Source organism: Streptomyces sp. NPDC127177 (genome assembly GCF_042672475.1).
Taxonomy (GTDB): domain Bacteria; phylum Actinomycetota; class Actinomycetes; order Streptomycetales; family Streptomycetaceae; genus Streptomyces.
The window spans coordinates 98,584-114,579 of the sequence record NZ_JBHXUW010000021.1 but is presented as its reverse complement, the minus strand read 5'-3'; the positions used below and the strand labels follow the sequence as shown (position 1 = coordinate 114,579).

General features: G+C 70.3%; 15 protein-coding genes. All 15 read right to left on the bottom strand.

What is annotated here, in order from left to right; genetic code table 11:
• Positions 1 to 176, bottom strand: a 176-nt coding sequence (locus tag ACFVJX_RS15795) for a flavodoxin-dependent (E)-4-hydroxy-3-methylbut-2-enyl-diphosphate synthase (protein ID WP_356332173.1), incomplete at its 3' end; no start/stop codon positions are given.
• 4 nt (positions 177 to 180) lie between these two features.
• The gene (gene hpnH / locus ACFVJX_RS15790) at positions 181 to 1,200 is read right to left on the bottom strand and encodes an adenosyl-hopene transferase HpnH (protein ID WP_384127260.1); all 1,020 of its coding nucleotides are present in this window, start codon (positions 1,198 to 1,200) and stop codon (positions 181 to 183) included.
• Positions 1,201 to 1,205: 5 nt separating this feature from the next.
• Positions 1,206 to 1,865 (bottom strand): 1-hydroxy-2-methyl-2-butenyl 4-diphosphate reductase, encoded by a 660-nt coding sequence (locus tag ACFVJX_RS15785; protein WP_384127262.1) that lies wholly within the window; start codon positions 1,863 to 1,865, stop codon positions 1,206 to 1,208.
• Positions 1,865 to 3,868: a squalene--hopene cyclase gene (shc, locus tag ACFVJX_RS15780; RefSeq protein WP_384127264.1), complete on the bottom strand. Its 2,004-nt coding sequence runs from the start codon at positions 3,866 to 3,868 to the stop codon at positions 1,865 to 1,867. The genes ACFVJX_RS15785 and shc overlap by 1 nt, the downstream gene beginning before the upstream one ends.
• A 108-nt stretch (positions 3,869 to 3,976) precedes the next feature.
• Positions 3,977 to 5,080, bottom strand: coding sequence for a polyprenyl synthetase family protein (locus ACFVJX_RS15775; protein WP_384127266.1), 1,104 nt, complete (start codon positions 5,078 to 5,080; stop codon positions 3,977 to 3,979).
• Positions 5,077 to 6,465, bottom strand: a complete 1,389-nt coding sequence (hpnE, locus tag ACFVJX_RS15770) for a hydroxysqualene dehydroxylase HpnE (protein WP_384127267.1) — start codon at positions 6,463 to 6,465, stop codon at positions 5,077 to 5,079. Before hpnE ends, ACFVJX_RS15775 begins: the two co-directional genes overlap by 4 nt.
• 119 nt (positions 6,466 to 6,584) lie before the next feature.
• The gene (hpnD, locus tag ACFVJX_RS15765) at positions 6,585 to 7,505 is read right to left on the bottom strand and encodes a presqualene diphosphate synthase HpnD (RefSeq protein ID WP_384127269.1); all 921 of its coding nucleotides are present in this window, start codon (positions 7,503 to 7,505) and stop codon (positions 6,585 to 6,587) included.
• Between the two features lie 29 nt (positions 7,506 to 7,534).
• Positions 7,535 to 8,455, bottom strand: coding sequence for a squalene synthase HpnC (gene hpnC / locus ACFVJX_RS15760; protein ID WP_384127271.1), 921 nt, complete (start codon positions 8,453 to 8,455; stop codon positions 7,535 to 7,537).
• A gap of 443 nt (positions 8,456 to 8,898) precedes the next feature.
• Positions 8,899 to 9,681: an ABC transporter ATP-binding protein gene (locus tag ACFVJX_RS15755; RefSeq protein WP_384127273.1), complete on the bottom strand. Its 783-nt coding sequence runs from the start codon at positions 9,679 to 9,681 to the stop codon at positions 8,899 to 8,901.
• Positions 9,674 to 10,603 carry an ABC transporter permease gene (locus tag ACFVJX_RS15750; RefSeq protein ID WP_384127275.1) on the bottom strand — a complete coding sequence of 310 codons (930 nt, stop codon included), beginning with the start codon at positions 10,601 to 10,603 and terminating at the stop codon, positions 9,674 to 9,676. Before ACFVJX_RS15750 ends, ACFVJX_RS15755 begins: the two co-directional genes overlap by 8 nt.
• A 106-nt stretch (positions 10,604 to 10,709) precedes the next feature.
• Positions 10,710 to 11,582 carry a glycosyltransferase family 2 protein gene (locus tag ACFVJX_RS15745; RefSeq protein ID WP_384127407.1) on the bottom strand — a complete coding sequence of 291 codons (873 nt, stop codon included), beginning with the start codon at positions 11,580 to 11,582 and terminating at the stop codon, positions 10,710 to 10,712.
• Between the two features lie 8 nt (positions 11,583 to 11,590).
• Positions 11,591 to 12,370, bottom strand: a complete 780-nt coding sequence (locus tag ACFVJX_RS15740) for a CDP-alcohol phosphatidyltransferase family protein (RefSeq protein WP_384127276.1) — start codon at positions 12,368 to 12,370, stop codon at positions 11,591 to 11,593.
• Positions 12,348 to 13,409: an iron-containing alcohol dehydrogenase family protein gene (locus tag ACFVJX_RS15735; protein ID WP_384127278.1), complete on the bottom strand. Its 1,062-nt coding sequence runs from the start codon at positions 13,407 to 13,409 to the stop codon at positions 12,348 to 12,350. Before ACFVJX_RS15735 ends, ACFVJX_RS15740 begins: the two co-directional genes overlap by 23 nt.
• On the bottom strand, positions 13,397 to 14,134 hold the full coding sequence (locus tag ACFVJX_RS15730; protein ID WP_384127279.1) for a sugar phosphate nucleotidyltransferase: 738 nt from the start codon (positions 14,132 to 14,134) through the stop codon (positions 13,397 to 13,399). Before ACFVJX_RS15730 ends, ACFVJX_RS15735 begins: the two co-directional genes overlap by 13 nt.
• The gene (locus ACFVJX_RS15725) at positions 14,131 to 15,735 is read right to left on the bottom strand and encodes a DUF5941 domain-containing protein (RefSeq protein ID WP_384127281.1); all 1,605 of its coding nucleotides are present in this window, start codon (positions 15,733 to 15,735) and stop codon (positions 14,131 to 14,133) included. The genes ACFVJX_RS15730 and ACFVJX_RS15725 overlap by 4 nt, the downstream gene beginning before the upstream one ends.
• Positions 15,736 to 15,996 lie beyond the last annotated feature (261 nt).

The window sequence follows — 15,996 nt, the reverse complement described above, 5'->3', positions numbered from 1 at the left end:
TGCAACGTCGCACCGATGTCCGACGTACGCGTCGTCGTCATCGACTGCACCGAAACCGGCGCGTCCCCACCGACCGCCACCGACCCGACCTGGATGCGCCGCGAGTGGCGGCGCATCGCGAGCGGCCGGGCCGGCAGCTCGGGGAGACCCAGTGCGACTGGCTCTCCGGCGGTCATCACATCACCGGTTCCCGCCGACTGTCTCCCGCGCGGCACGCAGGGATTCCTTCAGCGACCCCATGGTCGCGAGGACGGCGGTGGGCTCGTAGCCGCAGTGCGCCATGCAGTTGGCGCAGCGCGGGTCCTTGCCGCGGCCGTACTTGTCCCAGTCGGTCTCCTCGATGAGCTCCCGGTACGTCGGCACGTACCCGTCGCTCATCAGGTAGCAGGGTCGCTGCCAGCCGAAGAGCGAGTAGTTGGGGATGGCCCACGCCGTGCACGGGAAATCGGCCTTGCCCTCCAGGAAGTCCAGGAAGAGCGGTGAGTGGTTGAGCCGCCACTTGGCCCGGTTGCCACCCGCGAAGGACTTCTTGAACAGCTCGCGGGTCTGCTCGACTCCCAGGAAGTGCTCCTGGTCGGGCGCCTTCTCGTAGGCGTAGGCGGGCGAGATCATCATCTCGTCGACCTTCAGATCGTCATTGAGATAGTTGAGTACCTCGATGATGGTCTGCGGGGTGTCGGTGTTGAAGAAGGTGGAGTTGGTGGTGACCCGGAAGCCGCGCCGCTTGGCCTCCTTGATCGCGGCCACCGCCTCGTCGAAGACTCCCTCCTTGGCGACCGATTCGTCGTGCCGCTCGCGCAGCCCGTCGATGTGCACGGCGAAGGCGAAGTAGGGCGACGGGGTGAACTTCTCGATCTTCTTCCGCAGCAGCATCGCGTTGGTGCAGAGGAACACGTACTTCCTCTTCGCCACGAGCTGACGGACGATTTCGTCGATCTGCGGGTGCATCAGCGGTTCGCCGCCCGCGATGGAGACCATCGGGGCGCCGGATTCGAGCACCGCGCCGACGGCCTGGGCCACCGGCATGCGCTGCTTGAGTACTCCGGCCGGATGCTGAATCTTCCCGCAGCCCTCGCAGGCGAGATTGCAGGCGAACAGAGGCTCGAGCTCGACAATCAGCGGGAACTTGTCCCGCCTGCGGAGCTTCTGTTCAGCAAGGTACGTCGCAACCTTGATGGTCTGACGGAGTGGCATGGCCATCTAGCTCACCTCCTGGGGAGCAGCAAAGATCGGTGCCATTCATAGAAAGCCGGAAGGACGGCACGGAGAACACGGAATGCCGATATTCCACCGCGGACCGTGCCGATGCGGACGAGCTCATGCTCTGGAGCGTCCACGACCACCCGTACGGCCGCAACCGGGCGTGGCCCGGAGCGCAGGGCGGTGCGCAGAGTGGCGGCGGACTCCATGTCCACCGCGATCGCTCCCGTGGTCCGCAGCCCGGCCCGCTCATGCCCGCGTACGACATGGTCGGAGCCGGTCAGCGGACCGGTGTGGACGGTGCGTCCCGGTACTGCTCTGGCCAGTGCGTCGGCAAGCAGTTCGGTGCCGGTGCAGGTGGCCGACTCCCCGGCGAACCGGGTCTCGTCGGCCACGACCAGATCTCCGGGGTGCATGCCGGGCATCAGCCCGGCACAGAACCCCGAGGCGATGACCGCCGCTCCGGACGCCCGGCTCTCGCCGAGCGCCCGTGCCACGGCGCTCTCGGCCGCCTTGGGCCCCATACCCGTACGGAGTACGGTCACCGGGCCCGGGGCCTTGTCCGCCCTGCCCCTGCCGGTGCGCAGGGCGAGGTGTTCGATGCCGAGCGCGCAGGCGATCAGCAGCGGGGCGGCGGGGCCGGGTGGCCCCGCAGGCTCCCCCATCAGACCCCCTCACGGGCGTCCGTGCGGGCGGCGAACGGGTCGCCGTGCACGTACCGTCCGAGTGCGGTCAGCGGGAAGACCTGCCGGTAGAGGTGGTAGTTGATGGAGAAGTCCCAGGGGAACCCGGTGCCGGTGAAGTACGGCTCGTCCCAGGAGCCGTCGGCCTGCTGGGTCTCGGTGAGCCAGGCGACACCCCGCGCCACGGCCACGCTGTCCCGCCGGCCGGCGGACAGCAGGGCGAGCAGCGCCCAGGCCGTCTGGGAGGCGGTGGAGGCACCGTGGCCGATCCACTTGTCCTCCTTGTAGGAGCGCAGGTCCTCGCCCCAGCCGCCGTCGTCGTTCTGGACGGATTCCAGCCAGCCGACCGCGCGCCGGATGGCGGGATGCGCCGCGGGCAGCCCGGCGGCGACCAGGGCGGGCACCACCGACCCGGTCCCGTATACGTAGTTGACGCCCCAGCGGCCGAACCAGCCTCCGGCCGCGTCCTGTTCGGCGAGCAGCCATTCGATGCCGCGCCGGGTCACGGGGTTCCTGGAGTGTCCCTCGATGGCGAGCATCTCCACCACGTGCCCGGTGACGTCCGCGGACGGCGGGTCGATGACCTCACCGAAGTCGCAGAAGGGCAGCCGGTTCGGGAACGGGCTGGTGTTGTCGGCGTCGAACGCCCCCCAGGCACCGTTGCGGGACTGCATGCCGACGTTCCAGCGCACCCCCCGCTCGATAGCCGCCTCGAGCCTCGCCGGGTCCGGGTGGCGGACCCGGCGCAGCGCGAGGACCACCTCGGCGGTGTCGTCGATATCCGGGTAGTTGTCGTTGTGGAACTCGAACGCCCAGCCACCCGGCGGGAGTTGGGGCCTGCGCACCGACCAGTCGCCGGGCCGGGCGATCTCCTCGTCGAGCATCCAGTCCGCAGCCTTCACGAGGGCCGGGTGGTCGGGGCTGAGCCCGGCGTCGGCGAGCGCGATGGTGGCGAGGCAGGTGTCCCAGACCGGGGACTGGCATGCCTCGATCATGCGGGCACCGTCCTCGCGCCGTACCGCGAACCGGTCCAACGATTCGAGCCCGGCCCGCATCACCGGGTGGTCGAGGTCGTAGCCCAGCAGGTGCAGGGCGATGACGGAGTAGACGGCCGGCGGCTGGATACCGCCCCAGCAGCCGTCGTTCTCCTGGCGCTCGATGATCCAGCGGGCGGCCGCGTTCATGGCGAGCCGGCGCACCCGGCGCGGGGCGATGCGGTGGTAGAGGTGCAGGGCCTTGTCGAGGCGCTGGAAGAGACCGTCCCAACTGGCGGCCGGTGCCGGGCGCCTGGGCGGGTTGGGTTCGTCCGGGTCGGTGTGCAGCTCGTCGAGCGCGAAGGGGGCGGGCCGGACCGGCCGCTTCGCCGATACGACCGTGAGCGGCACGATGGTCTGCCGGGCCCAGCAGCCGAAGTCGTAGATGTTGAGCGGAACCCACTTGGGAAAGAACATGAGTTCGGGCGGGAGTTCCGGGAGGTCGTCCCATTTCCACCAGCCGAAGAGGGCCAGCCAGATCCGGGTGAACACCCGGCTCGCCGCGATTCCGCCCTGTTCCCTGATCCATCCCGCGGCCCGGAGCATGTGCGGGTCCTGTGGCCGGTCGCCGGCCAGCCGCAGTGCAACGTACGCCTCGATGGTGGCGGAGAGGTCTCCCGGGCCACCGTGGAAGGTGGCCCACGTCCCGTCGCCGAGCTGCTCGCCCCGGATGAAGAGGCCGGCCGCGCGGACCGTGTCGGGGTCCTGGATGCCGAGGAACTGACGGAGCAGAAGGTCCTCGGCGTCCATGGTGACGTTGGTGGCGAGGTCGCCCTTCCACCAGCCCTGCTCGTCCTGTCTGCCGAGGAGATGCTCCACCGAGCGTTCCGCGGCCCGCCGCGCGGCGGCCAGTACGTCGTCCGCGGCGATGGTTGATTCGGTTGTCGGTCTACTGGCCGAGGCTGCGCGGGGATCCACAGCCCCGGTGCTTCCGTCGGTCGTCGCTGTCATGGCTTCCCCTTCGTGCAGTTTGGTCCTCTGCTGTGCTGGGGTCTCCGTCGGCCGGCGCCCGTGACGGGCACCGGCCGGCGACTGCGAGTCATATGGAGCAGATGGTGATCATCTCTTTCGTACGACGACGAAGTCAGCGAGCGCCGTGAGCTGCGCCCGCACGGTCTCGGGCATGTCGACACCGTGCAGCGCCTCGATGGCCACCGCATGCTGACGACGCGCCTCCTGAGCGGTCCATTCACGGCCGCCCGCCTCCTCGATGAGCGCCGCACGGGCGGCGAACTCCTCTTCGGAGAAGCTGTCGAAGTCGCTGCTCTTCGCGTCGGCGGCGAGCAGTTCGCCCAGACGCTCCGAGGCCGGTCCGCCGGCGGCGAGCGCGGCGACGACCGGCAGGGACTTCTTGCGCTGGCGCAGATCGCTCCACGTCTGCTTTCCGGTGGATTCCGGGTCGCCCCAGATCCCGAGCAGGTCGTCGACCGCCTGGAAGGCGAGGCCCAGGTGGTAGCCGTACGCCTCCAGGACGTCGGCGGTACGGTCGTCCGCGCCGCCGAGCACCGCGCCGATGGAACAGGCGCAGGCGAGCAGGGCGCCCGTCTTGTTGCCCTCCATCTCCAGGCACTCCTCGACGGTGACCCGCTCGCGGTGCTCGTAGGAGATGTCCTGGGCCTGCCCGTCGATGAGCTTGCGGGTGGCCGAGGTCAGCCGCCGGGCCGCCCGGCCCGCCTCGACCGTGCCGAGCTCCAGCAGGACCTCGTTGGCGAGCGCGAAGAGCGCGTCGCCGACCAGGATCGCCTGGGCCGGTCCGTGCACCTTCCACACCGTGTCGCGGTGGCGGCGCTGCTCGTCGCCGTCCATCAGGTCGTCGTGCAGCAGCGAGAAGTTGTGCACGAGTTCGACGGCCACGGCGCCGGGGACACCGGCCTCGGCGGCGGCACCGGCCGCCTCCGCGGACAGCAGGGCCAGCGCCGGTCGCACGGCCTTGCCGCCGTCGCCGTCGGAGGGCCTGCCCTGGGCATCGATCCAGCCGAAGTGGTAGGCGGCCACGGTGTCCATGGGCGGTGCGAGCCGGTCGACGGCGGCTCGGAGCACCGGCGTGGAAAGGGCCCGTCCGCGCTCCAGAAGCGCGGTGACGTCCGTGGTCTCGGCCACGGTGTCGGAAGCCGGATTCGCCGGGGTCACTGACTCTCCTCTTGTTCCGGTGGTACTGCTCATGCCGCCTCCTGCAGCGGATGTTCGTGGGAGCGGCCGAGTGCCAGGAGTGCGGCGTCCGCTGCGCCGGCACCGCTGCGAACGGCGCCCTCCATCGTGGCGGGCCAGCCGGTGGCGGTCCATGCGCCGGCCAGGAAGAGGCCGGGAGCCCTGGTACGGGTCCCCGGCCTCAGCCTGCCGACTCCGGGCGCGGGCGCGAAGGTCGCCGTCCGCTCACGGGTGACGAAGAAGTCTCTGATCCCGGCGCCGCGGGCGGCCGGGAGAAGCCGCTCGAGCTCGGGCAGGTAGCGCTCGCGCAGCTCGGCGACCGGAAGGTCGATCTCCTCGTCCGCGGCGGACTGGGAGACCGCGAGGTACTGGCCGGGGCCGGTGAGCCCGGAGGCCTCGGTACGGTCGAAGACCCACTGGACGGGCGAGCCGAGCGCGGCGAAGAACGGCTGCTTCAGCACCTTGCGGTCGTAGACCACATGCACGTTGAGGATCGGTGAGGTCCCGATCTCCAGCAGCCGCTCCGGGGCGTCGAGCGCTCCCTGCGGGAGCAGGTCGTGGGTCTCGCGCTGCGGCACGGCCAGCACGACGGTGTCCGCCTCGATGCGCTCGGTGCCGGTGTCGACGCACCAGCGCCCGTCATCGGTACGGGTGAGCGATCCGGCCTTCGTCCGCAGTTCCGTACGGACGCCCGCCGAGTCCAGCGCCTTGCGGCTGAGCGTGTCGTGCACCTCGCCGAGCGGCACGCTCGCCCAGCCGATGTCGGCGGCGCCGCGCTCGGACAGCAGGCCCGTCTTGAAGACCTTCGCCGCGAGGGCGAGCGAGGAGTTCGGTGCGGTGGCGTTGAGCGTGGCCACGCCGACGAGGTCCCAGAGGGCCTCGATGGTGCGCGGCGACTGGCCGTGCCGGGCGAGCCAGCTGCCGAAGTCGATGTCGTCCAGGGCGGGATCGTCCGGGTCGAGCCGGCCCAGGGCCAGCGCGGCGCGCCCCACGCCCGCCCGCTCGGCGAGCGAGAGGTGCGGGTACCCGGCCAGTCCGGCCGCGAGGTGGAACGGAACCGGCAGCCCGTTGCGGCGCAGCCTTCCGAGCCGGGGGCCCGAAGGCCGTCCGACGTCGAGAACGGGCACGTCCAAACGGTTTTGCAGGGGGGACAGGCGGGTGCCGTCGATCCGGTCGAGGAACCAGCGGTAGGCGGTGCAGCAACGCAGATAGACGTGCTGTCCGTTGTCGACCGTCAGCTCGCCGCGCCGGAAGGAGAAGGCCAGGCCGCCGAGCCGGGGCCGGCCTTCGAGCAGGGTCACGTCAACCCCGGCGTCGGCCAGGCGCAGGGCCGACGTGATGCCGGCGAGCCCCCCGCCGATCACCACGGCCCGGGAGGAACGCGGGCTGTCGTCCGTCACGCGTCCCCCTCTCGCCAGGTCTTCCCCGTCAGGGACGCAGCGGTACGGCCGGGGGTTGCCCGGCGTACGGACTGATCATCCATGGTGCTCATGGTGCGTGAGATGTCCGTGAGACGCATTCAGACACGCCCCCTGGCCGTCCGGCGCGAGATGTAGCGGGCGTCCAGACCCGACAGGCCGCGCACCGCCACATATGCCTTCTCGTGCCCCGGAAGGGAGACCCGGCCGCGCAGCACCGCCTCGGGGTCGCGCTCGATCCGGTCGAGGAGCCTGCGGTAGATACCGGCCATCGCCGCCACACACGCACCGCTGCGCCGGTCCAGCATCGGCAGCAGCCGGTAGCCCTCGGCGAACAGCGCGCGGGCGCGCCGGACCTCGAAGTGGACCAGACCCGCGAAGTCCGAGCCGGGCGGCGGGGTGGTGCGGTGGAAGCCCTCGGAACAGCCGAACTTGGCGAGGTCGTCGGCGGGCAGATAGGTGCGCCCGTTGCCCGCGTCCTCGCGGACGTCACGCAGGATGTTGGTCAGCTGGAGCGCGAGGCCGAGCGTGTCGGCGTACTCCGCGGCACGTTCGGCACCGGGCGCGCCCGGCTCCGTACCGAAGACGCCCAGGCTGAGGCGGCCGATCGCGCCGGCGACGCAGCGGCAGTATGTCTTGAGGTCGTCCCAGGTCTCGTAGGTCGCGCCGCGCACATCCATCAGCACACCGTCGATGAGCTCGTCGAGCCCTTCCAGCGGCAGCGGGAACCTGCGGGCGGCGTCGGCGAGCGCGACGGCCACCGGATCGGTGTCGTCCTCGTCGACCGCGCCGTCCCGGACCCGGTCCAGGAGGGCGCGGGTGTTCTCCAGGCGGACGCGCTTGGTCTCCGGCTCCAGCTCGCCGTCACCGATGTCGTCGACACGACGGGAGAAGGCGTACAGCGCCGACATGGCCTGTCGCTTCTCGGCCGGCAGCAGCCTGATGCCGTACGCGAAGTTCCGCGCCTGCTGTCCGGTGACCGCCTCGCAGTAACTGTATGCGGCCTGTACCGGTGCCGACATGTACGTCGTCTGTCCCTCCACGGTCCGGCTCACCCCTCTCTACGCGCTCTTCGCAAGACAACTCCCACCTCGCGCAGCAGGCTGGGCTTGGTGGGTTTGGGCGGTCCGGGCAGTACGTCGAACCCGGCGGCCGCGATCGCGGTGAGGGCGGCACGCCCCCCTCCCACAAATCCGGCGAGAAGCAGCTTGAGCCTGCCGTGGACGCTACCCACCAGGGGGGTGCCTTCATTCAGCAGATCCCCGGCGCGTTCCGCCTCGTACGCGACCAGCGCCCGCACCGATGCGCCCCCGGAAGGGGCAGCCAGATCGGATTCGGCCACATGGAACCTTGCCATGTCGTCGGCGGGCAGGTAGATGCGGTCCCGGCCGAGGTCCTCGGTGACGTCCTGGAGGTGCTCGACGATCTGCAGTGCGGTGCACACGGCGTCGGAGCGGCGGATCCGTTCGGGGCTCGCGGTCCCGGTGAGCTGGAGGACCAGGCGGCCCACGGGGTTGGCGGAGAGCTCGCAGTAGGCGAGGAGTTCCCCGTACGTCCCGTAGCGGCGGATCTTCTGGTCCTGCCGGTTGGCCTCGATGAGGCCGAGGAAGGGTTCGGGGGTGAGCGAGCAGCGCCGCACGGTGGGGCGCAGTGCCTGCAGGAGGGGGTGGCGCGGGGTCTCGCCGGTGGTGGCGTAGATCCGCCGCAGGTCCGTTTCGAGCGCGTCCAGCATCGCGAGCCGGTCCTCTCCCTGTGCGGGGTCGAGACCGAGATGGCGGGCGTCGGCGCCGCCGGGGGCGAGATCGCCGTCGCCGATGTCGTCGACGAGCCGGGCGAATCCGTAGACGGCCATCAGGTCGTCGCGCCAGGCGCGCGGCAGGAAGAACGGAGCCACCGGGAAATTCTCGTCGGCGGCCTTGTCAAGTGTTCCGGGTACGGCGGAATCAAGCCGCGTCCGGTCCGCACGCGTCACTGCGGACCGCCCTGCGCGGGGACGGCGTGAGCACCTCGGAGCTGGAGACAATCCGTCATAGCCGTCACATCTCCCGTTCTACACTGCTGACCCAAAACAACCCATTCCGGACACGCCGCCCGCCGTCCCCAGTGCGGAGGACCCCTAAGGCCCTTCCAGCCAGGCGGTATCGCCCCACTTGCAACGAATCAGCACCGGTACAGCTTACGTTGTACAACGCTCATCGATGCGCCGGGGTGCGGGAGGCGTATCGGGTGCGCGCCGTGCCGTGCCAACTTTCCCCGTGTGCAACTGGATTGACGTCATCCGGCGGGAGGAGATCTTGTCGGGCGGCGTACGACGAGCCGTGGACGTCAGCGTCCCGCCCACGCCCCGGACAAGGGGAACGGCCCCGGCCGGAGTGCTCCGGCAGGGGCCGCCGCTGTACGGAAGTCGGCTGGACGCTACTTGCCGGTCTCCCGCTCGTACGCCTTGAGGACCTCTTCGGTCGGACCGTCCATCAGCAGCTCGCCCTTCTCCAGCCACAGCACCCGGTCACAGGTGTCCCTGATCGACTTGTTGCTGTGGCTGACCAGGAAGACGGTGCCGGCCTCCTTGCGGAGCTCACGGATGCGCGCCTCGGAGCGGATCTGGAACTTCCGGTCACCGGTCGCCAGCGCCTCGTCGATCATGAGGACGTCGTGGTTCTTGGCGGCCGCGATCGAGAACCGGAGCCGGGCGGCCATGCCGGAGGAGTACGTCCGCATCGGAAGGGTGATGAAGTCGCCCTTCTCGTTGATGCCGGAGAAGTCGACGATGTCCTGGTACCGCTCCCGGATCTCCTCCCGGCTCATCCCCATGGCGAGTCCGCCGAGGACCACGTTGCGCTCGCCGGTCAGATCGCTCATCAGGGCCGCGTTCACCCCGAGCAGCGAGGGCTGGCCGTCGGTGTAGACCTTGCCCCGCTCGGTCGGGAGCAGACCGGCGATGGCCCGCAGCAGCGTCGACTTCCCGGAACCGTTGGTCCCGATGAGACCGATCGCCTCGCCCCGGTAGGAAGTGAAGGTCACGCCGCGCACGGCGTGCACCTTGCGGACCCCGCGCTCCTCGCCCTTGCCGCGGCGCAGCATCCGGTTCAGTGCCGCGGTGGCGCTGCCCTTGCCACCGCCGCCGTTGACGCGGTACACGATGTGCACGTCGTCGGCGATCACGGTGGGGACGCGCCCCGCGGTGTTGTCCTCAGCCACGGCCGTACCGTTCCTCTGCCTTCCAGAAGTACACGAAGCCCGCCGCGCCCACCAGGAGCGCCCAGGCGAGACCGATCACCCAGACGTGCGAGGGCAGGTTCTCCGAGCCGTATCCGTCGATCAGCGCGAACCGGACCAGGTCCATGTAGATGGCCGCCGGGTTGTACTGCAGCACGTCGCCGATCCAGGCCGGCTTGTTCGCGAGCATCACCGGGATGGAGAACATGACGCCCGACGCGTACATCCAGGTGCGCATGATGAACGGCATCAGCTGAGCCAGGTCGGGGGTCTTGGAACCGAGCCTCGCCATGATCAGCGCCAGGCCGGTGTTGAAGAAGAACTGCATCACCAGGGCGGGGACCACCAGCAGCCACGACAGCCGCGGATAGCTGCCGAAGGCCACGGTCACCGCGACCAGCACGATCAGCGAGTACAGCAGCTGCTGGAGCTGTTGCAGCGAGAAGGAGATCGGCAGCGAGGCACGGGGGAAGTGCAACGCGCGGACCAGGCCGAGGTTGCCCGAGATGGCCCGGACGCCCGCCATCACGGAGCTCTGGGTGAAGGTGAAGACGAAGACCCCGGTCACCAGGAACGGGATGAAGACGTCCTGGGGAATCCCCCGCTTCGTGCCGAGGATCAGCCCGAAGATGATGAAGTAGACCGCGGCGTTCAGGAGCGGGGTCGCCACCTGCCACAGCTGTCCCAGCTTGGCCTGGCTGTACTGCGCGGTCAGCTTCGCCCGGGAGAACGCCATGATGAAATGGCGTCGCCCGCGGAGCTGGCTCACGTACTCGAGGAGTCCGGGCCGGGCACCGCTGACTGTCAGACCGTATTTCGCGGCCAGCTCGGCCGCGCTCAGGCCGTCGTCGGCTGATGGCGGCTTGCTCAGCGCAACCGCACCATCATGGGTTGTGTCACTCACCAGATGAAACTCTCGTATTCAAAATGCGCAGCCAGTCGCGGGCGCGGCTCAGGGCGGACAGGTCCCGAAAAGAAAAATACGCCTCATGCTCCCAGAGGCGAGCCTCTCAGATGACCGGAGGGCGGCCTAGTCTGGTCAGCCGCCACACCGTACGCCACTTCATCGGACGTCGTGGTCCGCAGGCCGTCGACCAGCCTTCGCGGAAACCGGCGAACCACGCCTTCAGCGCCGGGCCGGACGGCCTGCGCAGGAGGGTCAGCAGCAGCCACACGCCGAGGTACACGGGAACCAGGGGCGCGGGCAGGTTGCGACGGGCCAGCCAGACCCGGTTGCGGGCCACCATGCGGTGGTAGACCGCGTGCCGGGAGGGGGCGGTGGTGGGGTGGTTGAGCACCATGTCCGCGCGGTAGTCGATCAGCCAGCCGGCATCCAGCGCGCGCCAGGCGAGATCGGTCTCCTCGTGCGCGTAGAAGAAGTCGCCCGGCAGCGGCCCGACCTCGGCGATGACCCGGGTGCGTACGGCGTTGGCGCCGCCGAGGAACGTCGTCACCCGCGAGGAGCGCATCGGGTCGGCGGCCCGCAGCCTCGGCACATGGCGGCGCTGGGTCTCGCCGGTGTCCGGGTCGGCGATCCGGAAGCTGATGATGCCGAGCTTGGGATCGGCCTCGAACGCCTGCCGGCACAGCTCGGCGGTGTCGGTGAGCGGGAGCAGTCCGTCGTCGTCCAGGAAGAGCAGCGCGTCCACATCGGCGCCCGAAGGCCCGAAGGCCTCGATGCCGACGTTGCGGCCGCCGGGGATGCCCAGGTTCTCGGGCAGCTCGACGGTGCGCACGCCCGCGGGGACGTCCGGCACGGGAGACCCGTTGCCGACGACGACCACCTCGATCCGGTCGCCCTTCTGCGCGGCGACCGAATCGAGCAGGGCACGCAGCTCGGCCGGACGGTTGCCCATCGTGATGATGACCGCGCCGAGTTTCATGGGGTCGCTCACTTCAGCCTGCTCGATGCCAGGACCGATACGAGGTGAAGGAGGGTCTGCAGCAGGGCGATGCCGGCCAGCACCGCGACCGCGAGGCGGCTGAAGAAGAGGTCGTCCCGGACCGCGTCCAGTACGGCCGCGACCAGGATCACCAGCGATGCCTCGACGCACAGGATCAGCCGGTGGAACTTGAGCGCACCGGCGGCCCGGCGGGCGAACGCCATGCCGGAGGAGCGCGGCTCGGACGCCGCCTCCTTGACCGGAGGCAGCCCGCCCTGGTGACGTGCCACACCGACGAGGTCGGTCTCGGCCTTGATCAGGATGGCGCCCAGGGCCGCGAGTGTGCCCAGGAAGGCCCACAGCCAGTCGATCCGCCCGCTGCCCCACAGGTCGGCGGCGCGCAGGCCGAAACCGACCAGCACGGCGGCGTCGCAGAGGTAGGCACCGACCCGGTCCAGGTAGACCCCGCCCAGCGAGAACTGCTTCTTCCAGCGGGCCAGCTCGCCGTCGACACAGTCGAGCAGCAGATAGAGCTGGACCATGAGCACGCCGAGCAGCGCGCCGGGAATCCCCGGAACGAGCAGGGCCGGAGCGGCGAGCACACCGGCGACGGTCATCAGGTAGGTCAGCTGGTTGGGCGTGACCTTGGTGTTCACCAGGTACCGGTCCACACGCAGCGAGACCTCGCGCATGTAGATCCGGCCCGCCCAGTGTTCGCCGCTGCGCCGGTCCTTGACGCCCGGGGGGTGAACGACCGGGCGAAGTTCAGCTACTGATGGTCTTGGCATAGTCGGCGTACGCGTCCCTGATCTGGTCGGTGGAGAGGCTGAGGTGTTCCAGGACCGTGAAGCGTCCCGGACGGGTCTGCGGGGCGTAGTCGACGGCCCGGACGAATTCGTCGGCGGTGAAGCCGATCTCCTCGGGCGTGACGGGCAGGCCGTGCCGGCGCAGGACCTCGGCGAAGAGACCGGACTCCTCGTGGGCGCCGCGCAGGTGCATGGCGAAGGCGGCGCCGAGGCCGACCTGCTCGCCGTGGCTCGCGGCCCGCTTGGGGAAGAGCAGGTCGAAGGCGTGGCTGATCTCGTGGCAGGCGCCGGACGAGGGGCGGGTGTCGCCGCTGATCGAGATCGCGATGCCGGAGAGCACCAGCGACTCGGCGAGAACCGTGAGGAACTCGTCGTCGGCGACGGTGCCGGGGTGGCGCAGCACGGCTTCGCCGGCGGTCCGGGCCATGGCGGCGGCCAGTCCGTCGATCTGCTCGTTGTTGACCTGGTGCGAGAGCTCCCAGTCGGCGATCGCGGAGATGTTGGAGATGGCGTCGCCGATGCCGGAGCGCACGAAACGGTCCGGGGCCGCCCGGATCACCGAGAGGTCGATGACCATGGCGATCGGCATCGGGACACCGTAGGAGCCGCGTCCGTTGTCGTTGTCCAGGGTCGCGACGGGTGAGCAGAGGCCGTCGTGGGCGAGGTTCGTGGCGACCGAGACCAGCGGCAGGCCGACCCGCGCCGCGGCGTACTTCGCCACGTCGATGATCTTTCCGCCGCCGAGGCCGACCACGGCGTCGTACCGCTTGCCCTTGATGTCGTCGGCCAGCTGGACCGCGGCGTCGATGTTGCCGCCCGCCACGCAGTACCAGTCGGCGCCGGGCAGGGCCGGTGCCAGCGTCTCGCGCAGGGCCTGTCCGGAGCCGCCGCTGATCGCGATGGCGAGCTTGCCGGAGGCGGAGATCCGCTGGTCGGCGAGGAGGCCGGCCAGGTCGTCCATGGCGCCCCGGCTGATGTCGACGAAGACCGGGGAGGGGATGAGACGGGTCAGTACTGGCACGCGATCTCCCTGCCCTTCGCGAGGTCGTCGTGGTTGTCGATCTCGACCCAGGTGACCTCCCCGATGGGGGCCACGTCGACGGTGAAGCCTCGGTTGACGAGCTCCTGGTAGCCGTCCTCGTAGTAGAGGTCGGGGTCGCGCTCGAAGGTCGCCTTCAGTGCGTCTGCGAGCTCCTCGGCGGCCTCGGCCTCGATGAGGGTGACGCCGATGTACTCGCCGGTGGCGGTTGCCGGGTCCATCAGCTTGGTGATCCGCCGGACACCCTTGCCGTCCTCGGTGATGACCTTCATCTCCTCGTCGGCGAGGTTCTTCACCGTGTCGAGGGCGAGGATGATCTTCTGTCCCTTGCCGCGGGCGTCCAGCAGGGTCCGCTCCACGGAGACCGGGTGCACGGTGTCGCCGTTGGCGAGGATCACACCGCGCTTGAGGACCTCACGGGCGCACCACAGGGAGTAGGCGTTGTTCCACTCCTCGGCCTTGTCGTTGTCGACGAGGATGATCTTCAGGCCGTACTTGGCCTCCAGCTCCTCCTTGCGGTCGTAGACGGCTTCCTTGCGGTAGCCGACGACGATCGCGACCTCGGTGAGCCCGATCTCCGCGAAGTTGGCCAGCGTGAGATCGAGGACGGTCTTCTCGCCGTCCACCGGCACGAGGGCCTTGGGAAGCGTGTCGGTGTAGGGGCGCAGGCGCCGTCCTGCGCCGGCTGCCAGTACGAGGCCGATCATGCGGGTTCTCCTTCGTCGTGAACGGCGGGTGCCCCGGAGGACACCCAGAAGCGGATGGACTCCACCAGCACGACCAGCGCGACGGCCACTGCGAGAGCGGTGAGTGCCACGGTGAAGCCGGAGTCACCGGTGAGTACGGCGGCGAGTACGGCCACCACCAGGGTCCGGCCCTCGTGCCCGCCGATCGTGCGCACGAGCCACTGGGGCGGTGCGCCGGTGCCGCCTCGGATGCGGTACACCGTGTCGTAGTGATGGTAGGCGACGGCCGATACGAGGCCGAAGGCCGCGGGAAGCGCTCCGTCGATGTCACTGCGGGCCGCCAGGGCGAGAACCGTGCAGTACTCGGCGGCGCGGAAGACCGGGGGTACGAGCCAGTCGAGGGCGCCCTTGAGGGGGCGGGCGACGGCTACGCCGGAGCAGGCCGCGTAGAAGACCGCGGCGATGATCATCTGCCGGCTGCCGAAGGGCTGCTGCAGGGCGGCGGCGACCAGTGCTCCGGCGCCGACGACCGCTACCGCGGGGGCGGTCCAGGCGCCCGGGATCCGGGGGCCGCGGGCCGCGACGAGCTGGGCGATCGGGCCGGAGTCGGCGAGGTCCGCCAGGGCCTGGGCGGCGCGGTCGGTGCGGCTGGCCTTTCGGGTCAGGGAGCGCAGCAGCCGGCCGGCGGTGGTGTAGCAGGCGGCGAAGGCACAGCCGACGAGGAGCGCGTAGAAGACGATCCGGGGGGTGGTGACCGCGGTCAGTACGGCGATCATCGCCCAGCGCTCACCGATCGGGAGCACGATCATCCGGCGGAGCCAGACGGTCCAGCCGACGCTGTCGAGCTTGTCGGAGAGGGCAGCGGTCGGACTGGAGTTCGCCACCGCGTCGTGGTTCGCCTCGTTGAACGAGAAGTCGATGACGTGACGGCAGGACTGGAGCACCATCGCCCCGAGCGCGAGCGCCCACACGTCGTCGCCGCCGCGGGCGGCGCCGAGGGCCAGGCCGGCGTAGTAGGCGTACTCCTTGGCGCGGTCGAAGGTGGCGTCGAGCCAGGCGCCCATCGTGGAGTACTGCAGCGAGTAGCGGGCGAGCTGCCCGTCGGTGCAGTCCAGGACGAAGGAGAACAGCAGCAGCAGTCCGGCGGCGACGTATCCGCCCCGGGTGCCGGTGGCCGCGCAGCCGGCCGCGATCAGTGCGGTCAGCAGTGACGCGGTGGTGACCTGGTTCGGGGTGAACCCGCGGCGCGCGCACCAGCGGGCGATGTAGCGCGAGTACGGGCTGATGCAGTACGTGGTGAAGAAGCCGTCGCGGGCCTTCACCGCGCTGCGCAGCCTGACCGCCTCGTCGTCGACGGCGGCGACGTCGGAGAGCGCGATGCCGCGTGCGGTCCCGTCCGCCGGTACGGCCGCGACGAGCGAGCCGAGTTCCGGGCGCTGGACCTCGGTGCCCTCGGCCTCCATCGTGGCGGCGAGCCGGCCCGGCACGGTGCGGTCGGCGACCGCGACAGTGCTTTCGGCCGGGCCGGTGGGCACGTTCGCGCCGACCGCCTCGGTGGTGGTGCGCAGCGCGCGGGCCAGTGCCGGACGCGCCTCGGGCTGCGCGGTGAGCGCACCGGGCACGGCGGCGGCGGGGAAACGGGGGTCGGTCAGCCCGAGCCGCAGGGCGTGGACATGGCCGACGAAACGGGGGTCGACGAGCGCGACCCGGCGGTCGGCGGGGACGGCGGACAGCAGCCGTGCGGCCTCGCCGGCATCGGCGGCGGCCTGTACGTCGAAGCCCAGTGAGCGCAGATCGGCCTCGACGGACGATCCGGGCTCAGGAGCACCTATGAGAATGGCGGTCGACAGACGAACTCACTCCTTGGTGCTGACACGGGTCGG